Origin of the sequence: Arthrobacter sp. fls2-241-R2A-172 (assembly GCF_030208885.1) — a bacterium.
In the GTDB taxonomy this organism is placed as follows: Bacteria; Actinomycetota; Actinomycetes; order Actinomycetales; family Micrococcaceae; genus Arthrobacter.
Window position 1 is genome coordinate 512457 of record NZ_JARVTB010000004.1, and the last position, 20113, is coordinate 532569.

Sequence of the window (20113 nt, forward strand, 5' to 3'; positions counted from 1 at the left end):
CATCCGGCCATCAGGACGGCCGCCGGAAGTTCAGCTTCCGGCGGACTCCTCGCGTTCGAGTGGCTTGGCTGATTCGCATCGGGTCAGCAGGGACAGGCGGCTCGCGATACGTGCCAGATCCACCGGCATAACGCTTCCGGAACCGGCGCCGTCCCAGTCCAAGGGACCCTTGCCTACCAGGAACAGTGTGATGTCCTGATCGTGGAGCACGTCTACTACGTTGCTGAACCGCTGCCAGGCGGGCGCCAGCGCAGGGTGGTTTCCTGCTGGTGAGGGAACATCGTCGATCACCCACGTGGCGTAGCTGTCAGCCAGGGCAAGGTAGTCCGCGGGCGACGTCAGCCCTCCGCACAGTTCGTCAAAGCCCACCCAGAGCAGATCCGGATCGGAATTCCTGACGACGATCGGATGCGTGGTGGGGGTCAAAACGCGGCTCTGGATAGGGGCAGGTGTGAAGAGGCCAAGGCGACCCAGTTGCGCGGGCGTCCCGGGCGTAATGATGCGGCCGGACCGGAACCCTTCCGAGGGGTTCTCGGGGGAGTCGGCGCCTGCAGGTACACGCCGGTAATCCAACGCGCCGGAGATCTCCACGATGTCCATCATGTCTTTGATGGCCTGGATGGTGGGCACGAAGTGCTCGTGCCACAAGGGGTTGGGCAGGAGGTCGTCCGGAGCGTAGTTTGAGGTCACCACCAAGGGAATGCGTCGTTTGGCCGCATCCCGCAGGAGGCGGGCGATGAACATGCCGTCTCCGACATCATGGACATGGAACTCGTCAAAAAAGAGCACATCGATGTCAGCCAGCAGCGCATCAACGGACTTCTGGATCATGGTTCCGTTACCCGCAGCAGGTCCATGCGTGCCGGCATGGAGCGAGCGGAAGAAATCGTGGAAATGCACCCGCCGCTTCCTTACCGGCAACCTGGCGTAGAAGCTGTCCATCAGCCAGGTCTTGCCGCGGCCCACAGGGCCGTGAAGGTAGAGGCTTCGTGGCACCTTTCGGGACAGCGCACGACGGCGGCCGGTCAGTTGGGCGCCAAAAGCCGCCAACCGCTCGGCTGCTTGGCGCTGGCTGTACTCGAGCTCGAAACCGGAGCGGCCGGCGTCGTCCGCTATGTCGTCAACCATGGCGAGGCGGGCGGAACGTACCGCCGGACCGATCCCCAGGGTTGGTGTCACAGCCATCCTTTGCGCTTGAAGATGAGGTACATAAGCAGGGCGGCGCCGAACATGAGGCCAATTGCCAGCGGATACCCGTACTCCCAGTGCAGCTCGGGCATATTGTCGAAGTTCATCCCGTAGACGCCTGCCACGAAGGACGGGGCGAAGAGGATGGCCGCCCAGGAGGAGATCTTCTTGACCTGCTCGTTTTGTGCGGCACTGGCCTCGTTCTGGCGGTTCGCCGTGAGCGTTCCGTCCAGGGTGAGTGCGTTCTGGAGGATGTCCCGGAACGAATTCGCACGGGAAATGACCCGTTGTGCATGGTCCTCGACATCCCGCAGGGAACGCTGCAACTCGATGTCCACACCGTATTTTTCGAAGCCCCTTTTCAGGAGGTCCATCATTTCCGGGAGGGGATGGATGGCCCGCTGGAACTGGATAACTTCCCGCGAGAGTTCGTAGATCCGGCGCGAGACCGAACTGTCGCCGCTGAAAAGTTGGTCTTCGATCTCGTCGATGTCGTTTTCCAGCCCGGCGATCACGGGCGCATAATCGTCCACCACCTGGTCCACGAGCGCATACAGCACGGCTTCCGGACCGTGCCGCAGCAGATCGGGGCGTTCTTCCAAACGCTTGCGGACGCGGGCCACTCCTCCCGTTTCAGCATGCCGGATGGTGACCACGAAGTTCGGACCGGTGAAGACATGGAGTTCGCCGAATTCCACGGTCTCGGTCTCGTCCAGGTAGCGGGCGGGGCGCAGCACCGTGAACAGGCTGTGGTCGTAGCGCTCCAGCTTGGGCCTCTGATGCGCCGAGACAGCGTCTTCCACTGCCAGTTCGTGGAGGCCGAACTCAGCGGCAACCGCCGCCATTTCCTCCTGTGTTGGCCGGTACAAGCCGATCCAGGCCATGCCCCCGTGCACCGAAAGGGTTTCGAAAGTCTGCTCCAGGCTGTTGGGGGTGGCAGTGCGTACGCCGTCTACATATACGGCATTGTCGATAATGGTCACTGGTTGAACGCTACTGCATGGCCCCGATGATGGCCCCGGCGACAGTCATGGCCACCAGGTCGTGGCCCGAATCGATCAACGTCACTGCCGTGGGGCGTCCTGCGAATCCGTTATGGATAACGTGCCCGCCGGAGCGGAAAACCAAGGCAATGACCAGGGCGAAGAAGCCACCCGCAAGGAATGTGTTCAGTCCCAGCGCGCTGATGAGGATGGCCAGCAGGATGCTTGTGACGGCTGCTGCAACCATCATGGGGACCCAGATGCCGGCGCCGCCCTCAATGTTCTTGAGATCGTCTTCGGTCTTGCCAATTGCCTGCATCCACCGTCCTCCAAGAACGGCTGGCATGTACCAGACAAAGCCGATCACCATGCTTGAAACGAATGCCAAAAGCACGGCGAGCCAATTGATCTGGGAGATGTTTGAGAGCCAATCCATGCAAGAAATCCTAGTCGGCCCGGGCCGCCGCTCCGGGGCTCTGCCCTTCGGACTTGCCGCGTGTTGGAGCTGCAGCCATCCTTCCGATCAGTGGCTCGGTCCGGTAGGGAATATGCGTGTGCAGCGCCAGGACCGTTTCGGTCCTGATCACTCCCTTGGTGCGAAGGACGGCGCGCAGGGCGGATTGGAGGTTGTGGGTGTCCGTCGCAACCACCCTGCACCAGAGATCACCGCGGCCGGAGATTTCGTGGACTTCGAGCACCTGCGGTATCAGGCGCAACGCCCCGATGACGCCATCCAGTTCACGGTGGGTGACTTCGATCGTGACGAAAGCGACGACGTCGTACCCCACCTTTTCGAGGTCCACTTCACGGCCTGCTGCCTGCAGGACTCCGGAGCGTAGAAGCCGCTTGATCCGGCTCTGCGCAGTATTACGGGCTATGCCCAGCGCTTCGCTCAGTTCGGCGACCTGGATGCGGGGGTCCCGGATGAGTTCCAGCAGGATTTTCAGGTCCATGGGGTCAAGACTGTTCAAATGGTCACTCCAGCTCACTCTGACGGCTACACTTTGAGCCTCTTGATCAATTCTTGTACTTGTTTGCTTCTTTGAGCGCAGCTCTATTGCATTCTATTGCCATCACTGTTCAGTCGTGCTGGTTCTCCCACAAGGACGCCCCAGCCCGGCCACCGAGCCCGAAGGCATGGAAATGACTGTCTTGAGCGAACTCCGCATGCGTCCGGCCACCGCCGCACGCTGGGGCTGGGATGCCTCCACCACCGCCCGGCTGGTCCTTGCCGGGGTTGTGATCTTCACACTGCTGGTTGGCGCCAACCTCGCCACGCCCTTGTACCCGCTGCTTCAGGCCAGGATCGGTCTGTCCTCCCTGGACGTGACCATCGCCTTCTCAAGCTACGTCCTGGCGTTGGTTGCGGTCCTCATGGTGGCCGGTCACTGGTCGGACCACATCGGACGGCGTGCTGCGCTGGTCCTGGCTGTGTTGGTGGGTTTGGTGGGCGGCATGATCTTCGCCAACGCAGACAGCCTGGTGACGTTGTCCATGGGCCGGGCACTCCAGGGCGTGGCCGTGGGTCTGGCCACCGGTGCGAGCTCCGCTGCACTCCGGGAATTGCTGCCCCAAAGGCCGGACTGGGCGTCACGTTTCACTCTGCTCTCCTCGGCCGGCGGCGTAGCGGCAGGCCCGGCAATCGGCGGACTGTTGTCGCTCCTGCCGGACCCCACGCGTACGCCCTATTACCTGCACTCCGCAGTGCTGCTGGCCGCCCTCATACCCCTGTGGTTGCTTAAGGCCAGGCCGGCCATCGCGCCGGCAGAAGGGCCCAGGCCATTGAAGGTCCTTGCCCCCAGGAAGCCGTCCATTTCCAAGGATGCGCGCGGTGCCTTCTGGATGGCAGCGGCCACCGGATTCCTGAGCTTTGCGGTGTTCGGCTTTTGCTTGTCCCTGGCGCCGGGATATTTCGCCACGGTGGTACACGCCGATTCGCGGCCGTTGATAGGAGCCCTGGCGGGTGTCACTCTGGGGGCCTCGGCCCTGAGCCAACTCCTGGGGACCCGTGGACGATTCGTGGTCCCCGTTGCGTTGGCCGTCCTGGGTGTCTCGGTGGTCCTGGTGGGAGCAGCGGCTGCGTGGTCGAGTCCGTGGCTCCTCGTGGCTGCGAGCATTACGGCAGGAGCGGGCCAAGGCATTGCTTTCCGCCAGGTCTTCAATGAGGTGGCCGGAAAGGTCGAAGCGGCACGTCATGCAAAGGTCATCAGCACGGTCTACGTGATCACGTACTTGGGCAGCGCCGTTCCGGTGATTGGGCTGGGACTGGCGGTCTCGTCCCTCGGGCTGCAGGCCGCCGTCGTGGGTTTTACGGTCCTCTGCGGAGTGGCGGCATTGGCCTTGGCGGCGGTGTCTCTTCGGAGCGCCCTGCGGGCCTGACAGATCGCAGCTATTCCGGGAGCGGTCCGCGGTTTCCCGGAATGTGCTGGAACACCATGGTGGTCTCCGTGTGTCCCACCACGGGATCGGTGGCGAGATTGTCCAGGAGCCAATTGCGGAGATCATCGGTGTTGGCCACTGCGATATGCAGGAGGTAGTCCACCGAGCCAGTGGTGTGGAACGTGGAGATGACCGCGGGAAGCTTGGGAACGCGTGCCGTGAAACGGTCGATTTGGTCGCGGTCGTGGGCACGGAGCCGAACAGCAATCAGGGCCTGGACCGAGCGCCCGATGGCCGGCAAGCTCAGGACCGCCTCGAAGCCTTCGATGATGCCCCGCTCCGACAGTGCCCGCGTCCGCATCAAAGCCGTGGACGGGGCGATTCCGACGAGCTCAGCCAGTTGCTTGTTGGAGATCCGCGCATCTTCCACCAACGCCGCCAGGATCCGTTCGTCGATCGAGTCCAAGGGCTCAGTGCTGGCCGTGGTTGACCGAACATTCTTCGTGGGGTTGCTCACGGATCCTCCTGAAATTGCCTGTCATTCATCCTAGACCGTGAAATCTTCAGCTGACTATCAGGCGTGGGACCTCCGGCGGTGTACCGCCAAGGTGACAACCGCCGTCGTGCACGAAAGTGCCATGACAGACCATGCCAAAGCGGGCCACCCGTAGGCCTGAAAGGCCAGGCCGCCAGCCCAGCCGATGATGCTCGAGCCCAGGTAGTAGGAGAGGTTGTACAGGGATGCTGCCTGGGCGCGGCCCGTGGTGGCAATGGCGCCGGTCCATCCCGAGCCGACGCTGTGCGCCGCGAAGAAGCCTCCTGTGAAGATCACCAGGCCGGCCAGCGTGGCTGCGAGGTTCTCCGTCAGGGTCAGGGCCAGGCCTGCGGACATGACGGCGATCCCGGTTACGAGGACGTTGCGTCGGCCGAACCTGGTAGTCAGGCCGGCGGCCCATCGTGAACTGACGGTGCCTGAAAGGTAAGCCAGGAAGATGAGGCTCACCACGGTGGTCGGGAGTTCAAATGGTTCAGCGTGGAGGCGGAATCCCAGGTAGTTGTAGACGGCCACGAATCCGCCCATCAGCAAGAAGGCCTGCAAATACAGCGCCAGGAGTTTGGGATTGCGGGAATGTCCGCCCAAGGTCCTGACCGCTCCCCGGAATCCCATGGCTGGAGAGGGGCTGAACCGGCGTTGCCTGGGGACGAGTACCAGGAAAAGCACGGCTGAGACGGTGGCGAGCAGGGAGACGGCCAAGGCCGCGGCGCGCCAGCCCCACAATTCGCCGACAGGACCAGCAACCAGCCGGCCGGCGAGCCCACCCAGGGTGGTTCCCGCGACGTAGCTGCCCGCTGCGAGGGCGGTATGGATCTTGGTGACTTCCTCGTTGAGGTAGGCGATGGCGATGGCCGGAATGCCGCCCAAGGCCATGCCCTCCAGCGTCCGGATACCCAACAGCAGGGGGAGGGTGGGGGCAAGCGGAACCAACAAGCCGAGCAGGGTGGCTGCGGCGATGCCGATGGCCATGGCCCGTACCCGGCCTATCCGGTCTGCCACAAACGACCACGGCAAAACCGTGGCGGCCAGTCCTACGGTTGCCAGGGAGATGCTCAGTGCCGCCTCAGCCGCTGTGATGTGAAGGTCGCTTGCCATGAGCGGGAGGACGGCCTGCGTGGAGTAGAGCTGGGCGAACGTCGCCACCCCGGCAAGGGCCAAGGCAGCCAGGACGCGACGGTATCCGGAGGAGCCTTTGGCATGCCCGTCCCACGATTGCGTGTTTCCCATGACCTTCGTTTTACTCACCGGGCAACAGTAGGCTTCAGGCATCTTCATGATCCAATGCATAGGTTAGCTATGATTCATGCAATACGGCATGAATCATTGGCCACGCCAAGGAGCGCCATGGAACCCGATCACCATCAGCTCATCCAGCTTCTCCCGCTCCTGCCTGTCCTCGCGCAACTTGGCCGTACCGAGCACATGACCGAGACAGCCGAGTTGCTTGGGGTGCCCCAGTCCACAGTCAGCCGGGCCGTGGCAAGGGCCAGTGCGATTATTGGCATGGATTTGCTGATCCGGGATGGCAGGGGCATCCGCCTCACTCCCGCAGCCAGGACATTGTTGCCCTACATCGAAGATGCCCTGGAGGACTTCCAGGCCGGGCTGGACCGGGTGAGGCATGAATCTGACGTAGTGCGGGGGCGCATTGGCGTCTCCTTCCAACACACGTTCGGGGAAGCCACCCTGCCGCTGCTCATCAGCGCCTTCCGCGGGCGCCATCCCCAGGCCGTCTTCGAACTCAGGCAGGGTCCACGGGACGACTGCCTGCAGGAACTCGCAGCGGGGGAAACCGACTTCGCGTTGATCGCCCCTATTGCGCCCGATGGCAAGGGCATCCGGTCCCTCCCGCTCTACCGTGAACCGCTGCGGGCTGTCCTGCACTACCGCCACCCGCTGGCAGGGCGGCCCAGCGTGCGCCTTTCCGAACTCCGGCACGAGCCTTACGTCACCCTGCCCACCGGTGTTGGGCTCAGGGCACTGGGCGAGGAACTGTTCCGGGAGGCTGGCTTCCGCCCCCGGATCGCCTTCGAAGTCCAGGAATCCACTACCGCACGCGGACTGATTTCCGCAGGCCTGGGCTTCGGCATCCTCCCGCCTGCAGGGCCCGGCTCAGGAACCGGACAGTTCCTTCCGGAAGCTGAACTTGGACTCGTTGAAGTAGCCATCGAGTCCGGACTCGCTTTCAGGCAAATCGGCCTGGCATGGCGGGAACGGAGCTTTGAACCCGACGCCGTCCGGCTGTTCCGCGAAATGGTGGTTACCGAGGGCGGCGGCCTGCTGGCCGAACTTGTCAGAGCCCGTTCAGGAACTCCCTGACCACGTCCGTTGCCGAACCTGTGCGCGACTGCCGCCACCCGGTACCCGCCCACAGGTTCAGGCGGTGCGGATCCCCGGCGGCCGACGAAGCCGCGCGTACCGGTGAGGTGAGGTGGTGAATGGCAGGGTAGCCCTCCGGCGCGTCAGCGTGATCGCGAACGAACTCATTGACCAGCGAACGCGCCGTGCGTCCCGTGAATGCCCGGGTCAAAGCCGTGGCCGTGAACGCCGGATCGCCCAAGGCATCTTTATGCACCTGCCTGGCGCCACTTTCGTCTGTCCGGACCAGGGCCGTGCCGATCTGCGCGGCTTCCGCCCCGGCCGCCAACACCTCGCGAAGCGTCGCGGTGTCCATGACCGCACCTGCCGCTATCAGCGGAAGTCCGACGGCGGCTCGCACCCGGGCGACCAGCTCCGCCGTCGTCCGGGCTTCCGGTGCATCGGCTGGTTCGTTGGCGTGCGGGAGGAAAGCTGCGCTGTGGGCGCCAGCGGACCCGTGCTGCACCACGATGGCATCCGGGCCTTCTTCCGCGGCGGCGAGGGCCTCCCGGACGTTGGTCACGCTGGAGATGACCGTGGTGCCGGCCTTTTGCAGCGCACGGACAACCGCTTTTCCGGGCAGGCCAAAAGCAAAGCTCACCAGTTCCACCGGATCGGCAAGCAGGGCGTCGATCTTGTCCTGCCACGCGTCGTCGTCATCGAGTCGCAGCTCCGGCAGGGCCACACCATAGCGGGCAGCTTCGGGCTCCAGCTCACGCCGGTATTGCTCGAGGCGTGCCACCGCTTCGGCATTGGGTGGGAGCTGGTCCGGGTTGGGTACAAAAACGTTCATGCCGAACCGGATGTTGAGGTTCCGTGCCGCCGCGATCTCCCCGACCATGGACTCAGGGCTCTTGTAGCCGGCGGCAAGGAAACCGATGCCCCCGCCCTCCTGGACAGCCCGCAGTAAGGCCGGGGTTGATGTTCCGCCAGCCATAGGGGCTGCGATGAACGGGGTGCCAAACATGGATCCAGGCATGTGCTGTTCCTCCTCAGGACGCTCCAAGCTAGTCTTTCACGGTGAACAATCTTGACTCTTCCCAACATTCCCCTGCCCGTGAGGAAGTCCTGAGTGGCACCGTCATTGGGCTCGATATCGGTGGGACGAAAACCCGCGGCGTGCGGTTCGAGAACGGCATGCCTGTACGGGATGCGAGTGCGGGCAGCTCGAATGTCCAGAACGTAACCCGCGAGCAGGCGGCAGCCAACCTCGCCGAACTCTTTGGCAGCATCGGCGGAGGGGTTGTCGAGGAGGTCTACGCAGGAGCGGGTGGCATAGACACTGACGAAGACGCCCAGGCGCTCGCAGACCTGATTGCCCCGCACGCACCCGGGGCCCGGATCACGGTGGTCCACGATTCGCGGCTGCTGTTGGCAGCTGGTGGTGCGAGCACTGGTGTGGCCGTCATCGCCGGCACCGGCTCGGCGGCATGGGGGAGGAACGACGCCGGCGAAGAGGCCCGGGCGGGTGGCTGGGGCTACCTCCTGGGCGACGAAGGCAGCGGGTACTGGCTGGGCCGCGAAGCTGTCCGCCACAGCCTCCGCCGGATGAACCAGGGCCTGGAGCCGGATCAGCTCAGCCGTGCCCTGTTGGAGTCCTGCGGCGTGGAGGAACCCGGTAAGTTGATCGCCCTCTTCCATTCGCCGGACACGGGACGCCGTTTTTGGGCGCAGCAGGCCCGGTTGGTGGTGGAAGCAGCCGACGCCGGAGACGGCGTCAGCCTTGCACTGGTGCAGCAGGCCGGTGCCGACCTCGCCGACCTCGCCGAACAAGCCATTCGCCAACTCGGCCTGGACGGGCCTGTGATCCTGGGCAGCGGACTGGGCATGAACGTTCCTAAGCTCCAGGATGCCTTCAAAGCCAGGTTGGCCGACGCCGGCATTGTGGACGTCCGGATCCTGCAGCAGGATCCGGTGTTCGGGGTTCCCCGGCTTGTGGCCGAGCAGCGCGGCTAAACTCAGCCGCGGGTGCGTGGCCGGAGTTTGACTCCGGGAAGCGGGGGAGCCGGGATTCGTCCGGCTTCGGGGCCGGCGTCGGGCCCGTGGCCGTGGACGAAGCCAAAGCGCGAGGTGGCGGCAGCGTCGTCGTCGAGCAGCCCTTCGGCTTCCCATTCCTCGCGGGCCTTTTCCACTTCCTCATGAGTCCGTCCTACGAAGTTCCACCACATCAGGAGGTCTTCGCCGAACGGTTCGCCGCCAAGGAGCATGAAGCGGGTCTCAGGCTGGGCATCCACGGACAGGGTGGCCCGGCCGGCGCCGAGGTAGGCCAGGGGGCCGGCTCCGATGACTTGTCCGTCGATAACCACGCCGCCATCCAACACGAGCACAGCGTGTTCAAAGTCCGGGCGGAGTGGCAGCTCAAGAAGTCCCGTGCCAACGATGTCGGCACCGACGATAGGGCTGAACATGGTGGCCGGGGAGCGCTGTCCGGCGAACTCTCCCACCATGACGGTTGCGGTGTAGCCAGGTCCGGCAGCTACCGGAAGATCACGGACCTGCTCGAAGGAGGGTGCCCGGTGGCGGTGCTCGTCAGGAAGGGCAACCCAGAGTTGCAGCCCCCGGGACATGGGGATCTCGGCCACCAGGGAGCTAGGACCTGAGTCCGTGTTTGCAGGGAGGACGGAGAATTCCGAGTGCGATATACCGTGGCCTGCTGTCATGATGTTCAGCTCGCCCGGACGCACCACCACATCGCTGCCGACACTGTCGCGGTGCCGGACGGCACCTTCCAGTGGCCAGGTAACGGTTTGGAGCCCGCAGTGCGGGTGGGGAAGCACGCTCATGGCCACCCGATCGGGCCCGAAGCTGTCCAGGAAGCACCAGGCTCCGACAGTTGGCAGCCCGCGCTGGGGCAGGGTGCGCATGACGTTCATGGCGCGGACGCCACCCAGGGGAACTTCCCGCTCGGGCCACAGCTGAACGCATGGACCTTGCCCCCCTGGTGCAGCGGGGCAAACTTCCTGTGCCGGGGAAGTATCAAGATTGGTCATGTGTTCATCACCTGTGCATAAATGTTGGAAATTGAGCTAATCTGTTCCACGTGAACAACGCCCTCTTGAGCTACCACGACGCTGTCCTTTACCGTTCGGGTGAACCGTACCGCATCCTCGCCGGAGCCATCCACTACTTCCGGGTCCACCCGGAGCTGTGGCAGGACCGGCTGCGTCGGCTCAAGGCCATGGGCGCCAACACGGTGGACACCTATGTCGCGTGGAACTTCCACCAGCCCCGGCAGGATCAGGCCCCGGACTTCACCGGCTGGCGTGACCTGGGGCGGTTCATCGACCTCGCTGCAAAGGAGGGCCTGGACGTGATTGTCCGCCCGGGCCCCTACATTTGCGCGGAATGGGACAACGGCGGCTTTCCTGCTTGGCTGACTGGCACACCCGGCATCGGCCTCCGGTGTATGGACCCGGTCTTTACCGCAGCAATCGAGGAATGGTTCGACCACCTCCTCCCCATCATCACTCCGCGCCAGGCATCCGCGGGCGGTCCCGTCGTTGCCGTGCAGATCGAGAACGAGTACGGCAGCTACGGCGACGACCACGAATACATCCGCTGGAACCGGCGTGTCCTTGAAGCGCGCGGGATCACCGAACTGCTTTTCACCGCCGACGGCGGCACCGACTACTTCCTCGACGGCGGCTCAGTGGAGGGAACCTGGGCGACGGCAACCCTGGGGAGCCGGGGTGACGAAGCGGTGGCAACCTGGCAGCGCCGCAGGCCCGACGAGCCGTTCTTCAATGTCGAATTCTGGGGCGGCTGGTTCGATCACTGGGGTGAACACCACCACCGCAGGGATGCCGGGGATGCGGCGTTGGAAGCCCGGAAAATGCTCGACCTTGGCGGCTCGCTCTGCGTCTACATGGCCCATGGTGGGACCAATTTTGGCCTGTGGTCCGGCAGCAACCACGACGGCACCATGCTGCAGCCGACAGTCACCAGCTACGACTCGGACGCACCCATCGCTGAAAACGGTGCCTTGACCGCCAAATTCCACGCTTTCCGGGGTGAGTTCTACCGCGCCCAAGGCATTGAGGACCTGCCGGAGATCCCCGCAGAACTGCTCGCCGAAGCTCCGGTGATCCCCGCACGCTCGTTGGCCTTGCCGGACGCTCCGGACCTGTTGGAGTTGCTCCGGACTGCCGGTAAGCCCACCAGCAGCGTCAAGCCCCTCAGCTTCGAGCAATTGGGGCTCGACGCCGGAATGGTCCTCTACGCCTCCGAAGCCATCCTTCCCGGACGCGCCGATGCCCCCACGGAAAGCCGCCTGAAAATCGATGGGCTGAACGATCGGGCCTATGTGTGGGTGGACGGCGACTTCGCCGGGGTCCTGGATGATGTCACTGGTGCTGAGGGGCTCGTTGTCACCGGACGTGGCGTGCAGGCCAAGCTCGAGATCCTCGTTGAGAACCTTGGCCGCATCAACTACGGCCCCCTGACCGGACACGGGAAAGGCATCCTGGGTGGCGTGCTGATCAACCAGCGCTACACCTTCCACTGGACGCAGACGCCCATTGCGCTGGCAGAGTGGAAGGAAGAAGACCTGGAGGGCCTGGTTGGGGCCGACTTCGACGTCACGGAGCCCGCCGATACCTATATTGCGCTGCCTGATTCCGGCAAAGGCTTCGTCTGGCTCAATGGCTTCCTGCTCGGACGGTACTGGGAAAGAGGCCCTCAAAGCACCCTTTACGCCCCGGCCCCCTTGGTCAAAGCCGGCCGCAACACGATCAAGGTACTTGAACTGGGCACGGCGGGGACCGTCGTCGAGCTTCGCGAAAAGCCAGACCTCGGCCCGGAAGAAGCCGGGCCTATTTCCGCTGCGGAGCTTTCCTAGCAGTAAGACCCGCGGAGCGGCACATATGCTGGCACCATGACCCTGCAGTTCGATACCCGCCCAGCCGCCTACGCCGTGATCGTCAGGGATGGACGAATCCTGCTTGCTTACTGGAAACAGGACGATAAGGAAGGGTGGACACTTCCCGGCGGGGGACTGGACTTTGCGGAACATCCGGTGGACGGATGCCGGCGGGAAGTCTTTGAAGAGACCGGTTATGAGGCGAAGATCGAACGGATGCTGGGCATCGACGTGGGCCACTGGCAGGACGAAACCCGGCCCGATGGGACCGTGACGGACTTCGAGGCGCTTCGCTTGGTCTATGAAGCCACCGTGGTGGGAGGCGAGCTCACCCATGAGGTGGATGGAAGCACCACGCATGCGGCTTGGATCCCCTTGGAAGACGTCGGGAAGCTGAACAGGGTCGCGCTGGTGGACACAGCCCTGCGCCTGCACCGTGAGCGACCCGAGAACGGGAAGCTCAACTAGCAGGCAGGCCTAGCCAAAAGCGGCGGCTGTTGGCTACGCTGAACTTCGTTGCCGGTTTTCAGTAGCCGGTTCCAGATGCCGAGGAGGTGGATTTTGATGATTGCCGTAATCTTGCGCGCCCCGCACACAGTTGCAGCGCACCGTCATCACCCCACCATTCCTGTCCCGGCATCAGCCTGCCAAAACTAGGGCAGCCGGGCCTCAGCAGAGGTTTCCATTGACTACTTTCGCTTCTTCAAGCAACCCTTCAAACAGTTCTACCCAGCAACTGCGCGGGCCGATCGACTATGGCTATACCGCCAGTACTGCGGAACTCTTCCGCGCAAACACGGCTCCTGATGCGCGGGCCACGCCCGGCCGCGTGGTTCGTCTCGACCGGAACCGCGTCCTCGTGGCATCACATGACGGTCTCCTCCACCTGCCCTACCCGGCGCACGGCGTGGTTCCAGCCACGGGGGACTGGGTGTGGCTTGGCCACAACAGCGCAGGCGAGCCAGCCGTCGTCGAGGTCCTGCCCCGGCAATCGGCACTGAGCCGCAAGCGCGCCTTCGAGGCTTCCTCCGAGGAGCAGATCCTGGGGTCCAACATCGACATTGTGGCAGTGGTGGTTCCCGTGGACCGTCCGCTGACCCACAACCGCCTGGAACGGACCCTTGTTGCCGCCTGGGACGCGGGCGCCACGCCGCTGGTGGTCATCACCAAAGCGGACCTTGCCCACCTGGCAGATGACGTAGTGGGGGAGGTGATCCTCCAGGCAGCCGGTGTGGAGGTGGTCACCACCTCCGCCGAGCAGGGCGACGGTCTCGATGAACTGATTCGGCACATCCCGGGGGGTGCAACGCTGGTCCTGCTAGGCCCCTCCGGCGCCGGTAAATCAACCCTCATCAATGCACTCGCCGGACGGGAGGTCCAGCAGACCGGAGCCGTGCGGGCCGGAGACGGCAAAGGAAAACACACCACAACGTCCCGGGAGTTGGTGCCATTGGCCGGTGGCGCCGTGCTGATGGACACCCCGGGCGTTCGCGGTTTCGGGCTCTTCGACGCGGATGACGGCATGGACGAGATGTTCGGGGACCTTGACGAGCTCTTCGCACAGTGCCGTTTCGCCGACTGCGCCCACCAGGCAGAGCCAGGGTGCGCCGTTCAGGAGGCGCTCGCCGACGAGTCCCTCGACCCCAGGCGTTGGGCCAGCTACCTGAAACTTCAGCGCGAACTGGCCGCCCTCACCAGGAAACACGACGCAGCAGCACGCCGTGCCTACCAGCGGGAATGGCACCAAAAGGTCATGACTGCGGACAGGGGTCAGCGTGCCGCTGAGCGCCACAGGCACGATCAAGCTGAAGAACGCGCAGCGAAGGGAGGCAAACGGCGCAGACGTTGAACATTGCCGATTCATTACGGAATCCGTGGCGGCGCTGACAATCGTCGGTGCCGCTGGCTACGCTGGGTGAAGATTGCTTTGCAGCCGAGTAATAAGCCTGCATATGATCGTTTGGCTCTACCGATAATGTCCGCCAAAGATAGGTAAGCCCGGGTATGGCTGAAGCCATGATTGAGTTCAAGAGCGTCACTAAGCAATACCAAGGCGGGCAGCCTGCGGTGGACGCTCTGAGTATGTCGATCGACGAAGGTTCGATTACCGTCTTCGTCGGGCCTTCGGGTTGCGGCAAGACCACCTCGCTGCGCATGATCAACCGGATGGTGGAGCCCACCAGCGGAACCATCACGGTGGGCGGCGACGACGTCTCCCGCGTTCCCGCGGCGCAGCTCCGCCGCTCCATGGGGTACGTCATGCAGTCCTCCGGTTTACTGCCGCACCGCTCAGTGCTGGATAACATCGCCACCGTTCCGCGGCTCAACGGTGTTTCCAAGGCGGCGGCGCGGAAGCGCGCAGCGGAACTGCTCGACGTCGTTGGGTTGGCTTCGGTGCTTGGCAAGCGGTACCCTTCCCAGCTCTCGGGGGGTCAGCAGCAGCGCGTCGGGGTGGCCCGGGCGCTCGCTGCTGACCCGCCGGTCCTGCTCATGGACGAACCCTTCAGCGCCGTCGACCCTGTGGTCCGCGACGAACTGCAGCAGGAACTCTTGCGGCTCCAGCGGGAATTGGCCAAAACCATCGTCTTCGTCACACACGACATCGATGAAGCCACCGTGCTCGGAGACAAAGTCGCTGTGTTCGCTGTCGGCGGCAAGCTCGCCCAGTACGCGGCGCCAGAAGAAATCCTCCGGGCGCCGGCCAACGACTTTGTTGCCTCCTTTGTTGGCCGTGACCGCGGTTTCCGCCATCTTGCCTTCAACGCCGCCGACGCCGTGACGTTGCACCCCGTGACCATGGTCACTCCCTCCGATGGCCCCGATGCGGGCCGCCGGTCGGGGGAATGGGCTTTGGTGGTGGACGCAGAATCGCGGCCACTTGGTTGGTCTTCTCCGCGCGACGGAGCAGGCCTGATTCCGGGCGGTTCGCTGTTCCGCAAGGGCGATACCCTGCGCCGCGCGCTCGATGCTGCGTTGTCGTCGCCGTCGGGCCTTGGCGTCGCGGTGGACGACGACGGCCGGGTGGCCGGAGTCCTGAAGGGGCCGGAAGTCCTTGCCCTGATCGAGGAAGTCCGGCATCACAGGGAGGACGCCACCTGATGGAGTGGTTCCTCGCCCACAGCGGCATGGTCCTGGGACTGGCCGGGCAGCATCTGGTGCTCGCCATTGTTCCGATGATCCTTGGCCTGCTGATTTCGATACCCTTGGCCCAGCTGGCCCGGCGCAATTCTGCCCTACGGTCGGTGGTAGCCACCGCGACGTCGCTGCTCTACACGATTCCGTCCTTGGCCCTCTTCATCATTCTTCCCACGGTCCTTGGCACACGGATCCTGGACCCCATCAACGTGGTGGTTGCGCTGACCATCTATGCAGTTGCCCTTCTGGTGCGAGCCGCCATGGATGCCTTCGACTCCGTTGACGATGACCTCCGCAACGCAGCCGTGGCCATGGGCTTCAAACCGCTGCCCAGGTTCTTCCAGGTGGACCTTCCGCTGTCCCTGCCCGTGATGTTCGCGGGCCTTCGCGTGGTTTCGGTCAGCAATATTTCGTTGGTCAGCGTCGCAGCGCTCCTTGGTGTGGGGAATCTTGGAGTCCTGTTCACAGACGGCCTCCAGCGCACCTTCGTCACCGAAGTGGTGGTGGGTATTATCGCCATCCTGGTGCTTGCGCTGATCATGGACGCCATCCTGGTTATCCTCGAGCGGTTGCTGACCCCGTGGACCCGGGCAGTTGGCGGGAAGTCCCAACGCCAGGACGCCAACGCGCTGCTGACTGAGCCAAAGTCCGGACCCGCCGTTCCGCACCCGGGCATGCGCGCGGACCCGGAGGTGTCCTCGTGAACATCTTCGCGGAGACCATCGCGTGGTTGATCGATCCCATCCACTGGAGGGGAAGCGGCGGGATCCCAACCCGAACCTTCGAACACCTCCAATACAGTGCTTTGGTGCTCCTCATTGCCGCAGTCATCGCCGTGCCCATCGGGCTGTTCATCGGCCACACCGGCCGTGGGCGGGTAGTTGCCGTAGCGGTGGCCGGTGCGCTGCGTGCCCTGCCGACGCTCGGTTTGCTGGTCCTGTTCGCCCTGCTCGCCGGAAGTGGTTTGATGCCACCGGTCTGGGCCCTGGTGATCCTGACGGTCCCCCCGCTTCTCGCAGGGACCTATGCCGGGATCTCCAGTGTCGACGCCGTGGTGGTGGACGCCGCCCGGGCCATGGGAATGACGGAACTCCAGATCCTCTTCCGGGTGGAACTTCCCAACGGCTTGCAAGTCATGTTCGGTGGCATCCGTACCGCGGTCCTGCAGGTCATAGCCACAGTCTCGGTGGTGGCCTACCTGCCCTTGGGCGGACTGGGACGCTACCTGTTCGACGGGCTCGTCCTCCAGGATTTCCCGCGCATGCTTGGCGGTTCCCTGCTCATCGCCGGGCTCGCCATCGCCGTGGATTTGATTCTTGCCGGCGTACAGAGGCTTGTCCTCTCGCCCGGCCTGACCCTCGATTCAAGCGGCCGCCAGAAGGCGACCGACGATCTCACAGCCACAGCTCCCGCCGAGGCTGCCGTTCAAGGAGGTACACCATGAATAACCCCGTCCCCATGACCCTTACGCGCCGTGGTCTCGGCGGCCTCGCAGCCGGCCTGGGTGTAGCCCTCGCGTTGAGCGCCTGTGGCGGCAGTCCGCTGGCCTCTCCATCCACCTCGGCCCCCAGTGGCTCGGCCGCCGGCGGCTCGCTGGTGGTCGGCTCCGCCGACTTCCCGGAAAGCCAGGTCATCGCCGAGATCTATGTGGGTGCCCTGAACGCCGCCGGCCTGACGGCAACGTCCAAGCCGAACATTGGATCGCGCGAGATCTACTTCAAGGCCGTCCAGGATGGCTCCGTAGACCTCGTCCCGGACTACTCGGGCAACCTGCTGTCCTACGTTGATACCGAGGCCTCCGAAGTCTCAGCTGAGGACGTCTACAAGGCACTTTCGGGCAAGCTCCCTGACGGCCTGGCCGTCGCGGAAGCCTCCAAGGCCGAGGACAAGGACGCCATGGTGGTTACCAAGGCCACGGCTGAGAAGTACAAGTTGAAGTCCATCGAGGACCTGGCGAAGGTCTGCAAGGACTTCACCATGGCTGCTCCGGCCACGTTCGAGACCCGTTCCTACGGCTTCCCGGGGCTGAAGAAGAACTACAACTGCGAGCTCAAGGGGCTGCAGCCGTTCAACGACGGGGGTGGCAACCTGACGCTGCAGGCATTGTTGGAGGACAAGGTCCAGGTGGCTGACATCTACACCACCACCCCGTCCATCGTCGACAACGACCTCGTGGTCCTTGAGGATCCCAAGAACAACTTCAAAGCCCAGCAGGTCCTGCCGCTGTACAACAAGGCGAAGATGACGGACAAGGCCAAGGAAGCGCTCAACAACGTTTCCAAGACCCTGACCACGGACGACCTGATCAACCTCAACCGTGCAGTCAGTGGCGACCAGAAGCAGAGCCCCAAGGATGCCGCAGCCGCTTGGCTGAAGGACAAGGGCATCGTCAAGTAACACCTGACGAAAACCGCGTACGACGGCGGTGACGGACCCGCGCGGGCCCGTCACCGCCGTCGTCGTTTGTGTGAGTCAAGTCTCAGCGGAAGTCCATCACCCGTGTGGCATATTTGAGGAATGGCGAATTTCAAGCAGTCCACCAAGCTTCATAATGTCCTCTACGACATCCGTGGACCGATTCTTCAGGCCGCCCAGCAGATGGAGGCGGAGGGTCACCGGATCCTCAAACTGAACATCGGAAACCCGGCTCCTTTCGGCTTTGAAGCGCCTGACGCCATTTTGGTGGACATGATCCGCCACTTGCCAAACGCCCAGGGCTACAGCGATTCACGGGGCATTTTCTCGGCCCGGACCGCAGTCTCGCAGTACTACCAGACCCGCGGAATCCAGAACATCCACGTCGACGATATCTACCTGGGCAACGGGGTCAGCGAACTGATCACCATGTCCCTCATGGCCCTCCTCGAAGACGGCGACGAGGTCCTGATTCCCACTCCGGACTACCCACTGTGGACGGCATCGGTTGCTTTGGCCGGCGGCCGCCCCGTTCACTACCTCTGCGACGAAGACTCCGGTTGGCAGCCCGACCTCGAGGACCTCGAAGCCAAGATCACGCCCCGGACCAAGGGCATCGTGGTTATCAACCCCAACAACCCCACCGGCGCCGTCTACCCCGAGGAAACCCTCAAAAAAATTGTTGCCTTGGCCGAGAAGCACGGGCTGGTTCTTTTCTCGGATGAGATCTACGAAAAGATCCTTTACGAGGACGCAGTCCACGTCAATCTCGCCGGACTAACCGGAGACGACGTCCTCTGCCTGACGTTCAGCGGGCTGTCCAAGGCCTACCGGGTCTGTGGGTACCGTGCAGGCTGGATGGCTATTTCGGGGCCCAAGAAAGACGCTGCCGACTACCTTGAAGGCATCAACCTGTTGGCCAACATGCGCCTGTGTGCCAACGTTCCGGCACAGCACGCCATTCAGACGGCTCTTGGCGGCTACCAGAGCATCAACGACCTCATCCTGCCCGGAGGCCGCCTGCTGGAACAACGCAACAAAGCCTACGATCTCCTCAATGCCATTCCCGGGGTCAGCACGCAGCAGGCCAGGGGAGCGCTCTACCTCTTCCCCAAACTGGACCCGGAGGTCTACCACATCAGGGACGACGAGAAATTTGTCCTGGACCTCCTGAAGGAACAGAAAATCCTGGTCTCCCACGGGCGAGCCTTCAACTGGGTACGCCCGGACCACTTCCGGATGGTCACGCTGCCCAACGTCAAAGACATTGAAGAAGCGATTGGCCGCATGGCGGACTTCCTGTCGAGGTACCCGGGCAACTAGCCTGAGGTCCATGGCCGCGCCACGGGGGCGCGGCCCGGCAGAAAGGCACGCCTGATGGCTGAAGTTGAGTTCGCCAAGAGTCCGGCCAGCGTATTAAGGGTCGGGTCTGGGTTTTCGCTGGCGGAGGTGGATCCGGAATCCACCCCGGGCTACGACGGTGCGAAATCCGACGGAAAGTCGCTGCTCTTTGCCCAGGATTCACGGTTGGCGGACTTACAGGAAAGACTGTTCGCCGAGGGCAAGTTCGGCAATACCAAGCGGCTTCTGCTGATTCTGCAGGCCATGGACACTGCAGGTAAAGGCGGCATTGTCAGCCACGTCGTGGGCGCCATGGATCCGCAAGGTGTGCAACTGGCAGCTTTCAAGGCACCCACGGACGAAGAGAAGGCCCACGACTTCCTCTGGCGGATCGAGAAGCACGTTCCCGATGCCGGCATGGTGGGAGTTTTTGACCGTTCGCACTACGAGGACGTCCTGATCCACCGCGTCCACGCGTGGGCGGACCCTGCGGAGCTGGAGCGCAGGTACACGGCCATCAATGCCTTCGAGGCAGGCCTGGCGGCGCAGGGCACCACGATCGTCAAGGTCATGCTCAACATCAGCAAACAGGAACAGAAGAAGCGTCTCATTGCCCGGCTGGACGATCCCAGCAAGCACTGGAAATACAGCCACGGCGACCTGACGGAACGTGCCTACTGGAACGACTATATGGACGCGTACAGCGTGGCGTTCCAGAAGACCTCGACTGACATTGCCCCCTGGCACGTCGTACCAGCCAACAAGAAGTGGTATGCCCGCATCGCGGTTCAGCAGTTGTTGTTGGATGCGCTCGAAGTGATGCAGCTGGACTGGCCAAAAGCCGACTTCGACGTCGCGGCTGAACGGAAGCTCGTCGAGGCATCCTGAGCCCTGCCGGAC

Annotated in this window: 20 protein-coding genes; 12 read left to right on the plus strand and 8 right to left on the minus strand. The window is 63.6% G+C overall.

Going from position 1 to position 20113, the window contains the following annotated elements; translation table 11 throughout:
• Positions 1 to 30 precede the first annotated feature (30 nt).
• Genes zapE through QRM57_RS10570 form a run of 4 tightly spaced genes read right to left on the minus strand, consistent with a single transcriptional unit; the run spans position 31 to position 3124 of the window.
• Positions 31 to 1185, minus strand: coding sequence for a cell division protein ZapE (gene zapE / locus QRM57_RS10555; protein ID WP_284986526.1), 1155 nt, complete (start codon positions 1183 to 1185; stop codon positions 31 to 33).
• Complete coding sequence (corA, locus tag QRM57_RS10560) at positions 1176 to 2171, minus strand: magnesium/cobalt transporter CorA (protein ID WP_284986528.1); 996 nt, start codon at positions 2169 to 2171, stop codon at positions 1176 to 1178. The genes zapE and corA overlap by 10 nt, the downstream gene beginning before the upstream one ends.
• Positions 2172 to 2181: 10 nt before the next feature.
• Complete coding sequence (locus QRM57_RS10565; RefSeq protein WP_284986529.1) at positions 2182 to 2607, minus strand: DUF1761 domain-containing protein; 426 nt, start codon at positions 2605 to 2607, stop codon at positions 2182 to 2184.
• A gap of 10 nt (positions 2608 to 2617) precedes the next feature.
• Positions 2618 to 3124 carry an Lrp/AsnC family transcriptional regulator gene (locus QRM57_RS10570; RefSeq protein WP_374111552.1) on the minus strand — a complete coding sequence of 169 codons (507 nt, stop codon included), beginning with the start codon at positions 3122 to 3124 and terminating at the stop codon, positions 2618 to 2620.
• A gap of 190 nt (positions 3125 to 3314) precedes the next feature.
• On the opposite strand from QRM57_RS10570, the gene QRM57_RS10575 reads away from it, so the two are divergent.
• On the plus strand, positions 3315 to 4550 hold the full coding sequence (locus QRM57_RS10575; protein ID WP_284986530.1) for an MFS transporter: 1236 nt from the start codon (positions 3315 to 3317) through the stop codon (positions 4548 to 4550).
• Positions 4551 to 4560: 10 nt separating this feature from the next.
• On the opposite strand, the gene QRM57_RS10580 is transcribed toward QRM57_RS10575, so the two are convergent.
• The gene (locus tag QRM57_RS10580; protein WP_257371205.1) at positions 4561 to 5067 is read right to left on the minus strand and encodes an Lrp/AsnC family transcriptional regulator; all 507 of its coding nucleotides are present in this window, start codon (positions 5065 to 5067) and stop codon (positions 4561 to 4563) included.
• 57 nt (positions 5068 to 5124) lie between these two features.
• On the minus strand, positions 5125 to 6333 hold the full coding sequence (locus tag QRM57_RS10585) for an MFS transporter (protein ID WP_502868641.1): 1209 nt from the start codon (positions 6331 to 6333) through the stop codon (positions 5125 to 5127).
• A gap of 117 nt (positions 6334 to 6450) precedes the next feature.
• Between QRM57_RS10585 and QRM57_RS10590 the strand changes: the two genes are divergently transcribed.
• The gene (locus tag QRM57_RS10590) at positions 6451 to 7425 is read left to right on the plus strand and encodes a LysR family transcriptional regulator (RefSeq protein ID WP_284986532.1); all 975 of its coding nucleotides are present in this window, start codon (positions 6451 to 6453) and stop codon (positions 7423 to 7425) included.
• On the opposite strand, the gene QRM57_RS10595 is transcribed toward QRM57_RS10590, so the two are convergent.
• A complete protein-coding gene (locus QRM57_RS10595; protein WP_284986533.1) occupies positions 7400 to 8443 on the minus strand; it encodes a nitronate monooxygenase in 1044 nt (347 codons plus the stop codon). The genes QRM57_RS10590 and QRM57_RS10595 overlap by 26 nt on opposite strands.
• A gap of 41 nt (positions 8444 to 8484) precedes the next feature.
• Between QRM57_RS10595 and QRM57_RS10600 the strand changes: the two genes are divergently transcribed.
• Positions 8485 to 9420, plus strand: a complete 936-nt coding sequence (locus tag QRM57_RS10600) for an N-acetylglucosamine kinase (protein ID WP_284986534.1) — start codon at positions 8485 to 8487, stop codon at positions 9418 to 9420.
• Positions 9421 to 9422: 2 nt separating this feature from the next.
• Here QRM57_RS10600 and QRM57_RS10605 read toward each other — a convergent pair whose 3' ends face one another.
• Positions 9423 to 10454: a pirin family protein gene (locus QRM57_RS10605; protein ID WP_284986535.1), complete on the minus strand. Its 1032-nt coding sequence runs from the start codon at positions 10452 to 10454 to the stop codon at positions 9423 to 9425.
• A gap of 50 nt (positions 10455 to 10504) precedes the next feature.
• Here QRM57_RS10605 and QRM57_RS10610 point away from each other — a divergent pair, with 50 nt between their 5' ends.
• The 9 genes from QRM57_RS10610 to QRM57_RS10650 all read left to right on the plus strand — a co-directional run bounded on the left by QRM57_RS10610 (position 10505) and on the right by QRM57_RS10650 (position 20101).
• Positions 10505 to 12301, plus strand: coding sequence for a glycoside hydrolase family 35 protein (locus QRM57_RS10610; RefSeq protein ID WP_284986536.1), 1797 nt, complete (start codon positions 10505 to 10507; stop codon positions 12299 to 12301).
• Between the two features lie 36 nt (positions 12302 to 12337).
• A complete protein-coding gene (locus QRM57_RS10615; protein WP_257371198.1) occupies positions 12338 to 12790 on the plus strand; it encodes an NUDIX hydrolase in 453 nt (150 codons plus the stop codon).
• A gap of 217 nt (positions 12791 to 13007) precedes the next feature.
• Complete coding sequence (gene rsgA, locus QRM57_RS10620; RefSeq protein WP_284986537.1) at positions 13008 to 14171, plus strand: ribosome small subunit-dependent GTPase A; 1164 nt, start codon at positions 13008 to 13010, stop codon at positions 14169 to 14171.
• Between the two features lie 155 nt (positions 14172 to 14326).
• The gene (locus QRM57_RS10625; protein ID WP_284986538.1) at positions 14327 to 15421 is read left to right on the plus strand and encodes an ABC transporter ATP-binding protein; all 1095 of its coding nucleotides are present in this window, start codon (positions 14327 to 14329) and stop codon (positions 15419 to 15421) included.
• Positions 15421 to 16161 carry an ABC transporter permease gene (locus QRM57_RS10630; protein WP_284986539.1) on the plus strand — a complete coding sequence of 247 codons (741 nt, stop codon included), beginning with the start codon at positions 15421 to 15423 and terminating at the stop codon, positions 16159 to 16161. The genes QRM57_RS10625 and QRM57_RS10630 overlap by 1 nt, the downstream gene beginning before the upstream one ends.
• Positions 16158 to 16901, plus strand: a complete 744-nt coding sequence (locus tag QRM57_RS10635) for an ABC transporter permease (RefSeq protein WP_257371195.1) — start codon at positions 16158 to 16160, stop codon at positions 16899 to 16901. Before QRM57_RS10630 ends, QRM57_RS10635 begins: the two co-directional genes overlap by 4 nt.
• Positions 16898 to 17854 (plus strand): ABC transporter substrate-binding protein, encoded by a 957-nt coding sequence (locus tag QRM57_RS10640; protein WP_284986540.1) that lies wholly within the window; start codon positions 16898 to 16900, stop codon positions 17852 to 17854. Before QRM57_RS10635 ends, QRM57_RS10640 begins: the two co-directional genes overlap by 4 nt.
• A 120-nt stretch (positions 17855 to 17974) precedes the next feature.
• On the plus strand, positions 17975 to 19195 hold the full coding sequence (locus tag QRM57_RS10645) for a pyridoxal phosphate-dependent aminotransferase (protein WP_211711254.1): 1221 nt from the start codon (positions 17975 to 17977) through the stop codon (positions 19193 to 19195).
• A gap of 54 nt (positions 19196 to 19249) precedes the next feature.
• On the plus strand, positions 19250 to 20101 hold the full coding sequence (locus tag QRM57_RS10650; RefSeq protein WP_284986541.1) for a polyphosphate kinase 2 family protein: 852 nt from the start codon (positions 19250 to 19252) through the stop codon (positions 20099 to 20101).
• Positions 20102 to 20113 lie beyond the last annotated feature (12 nt).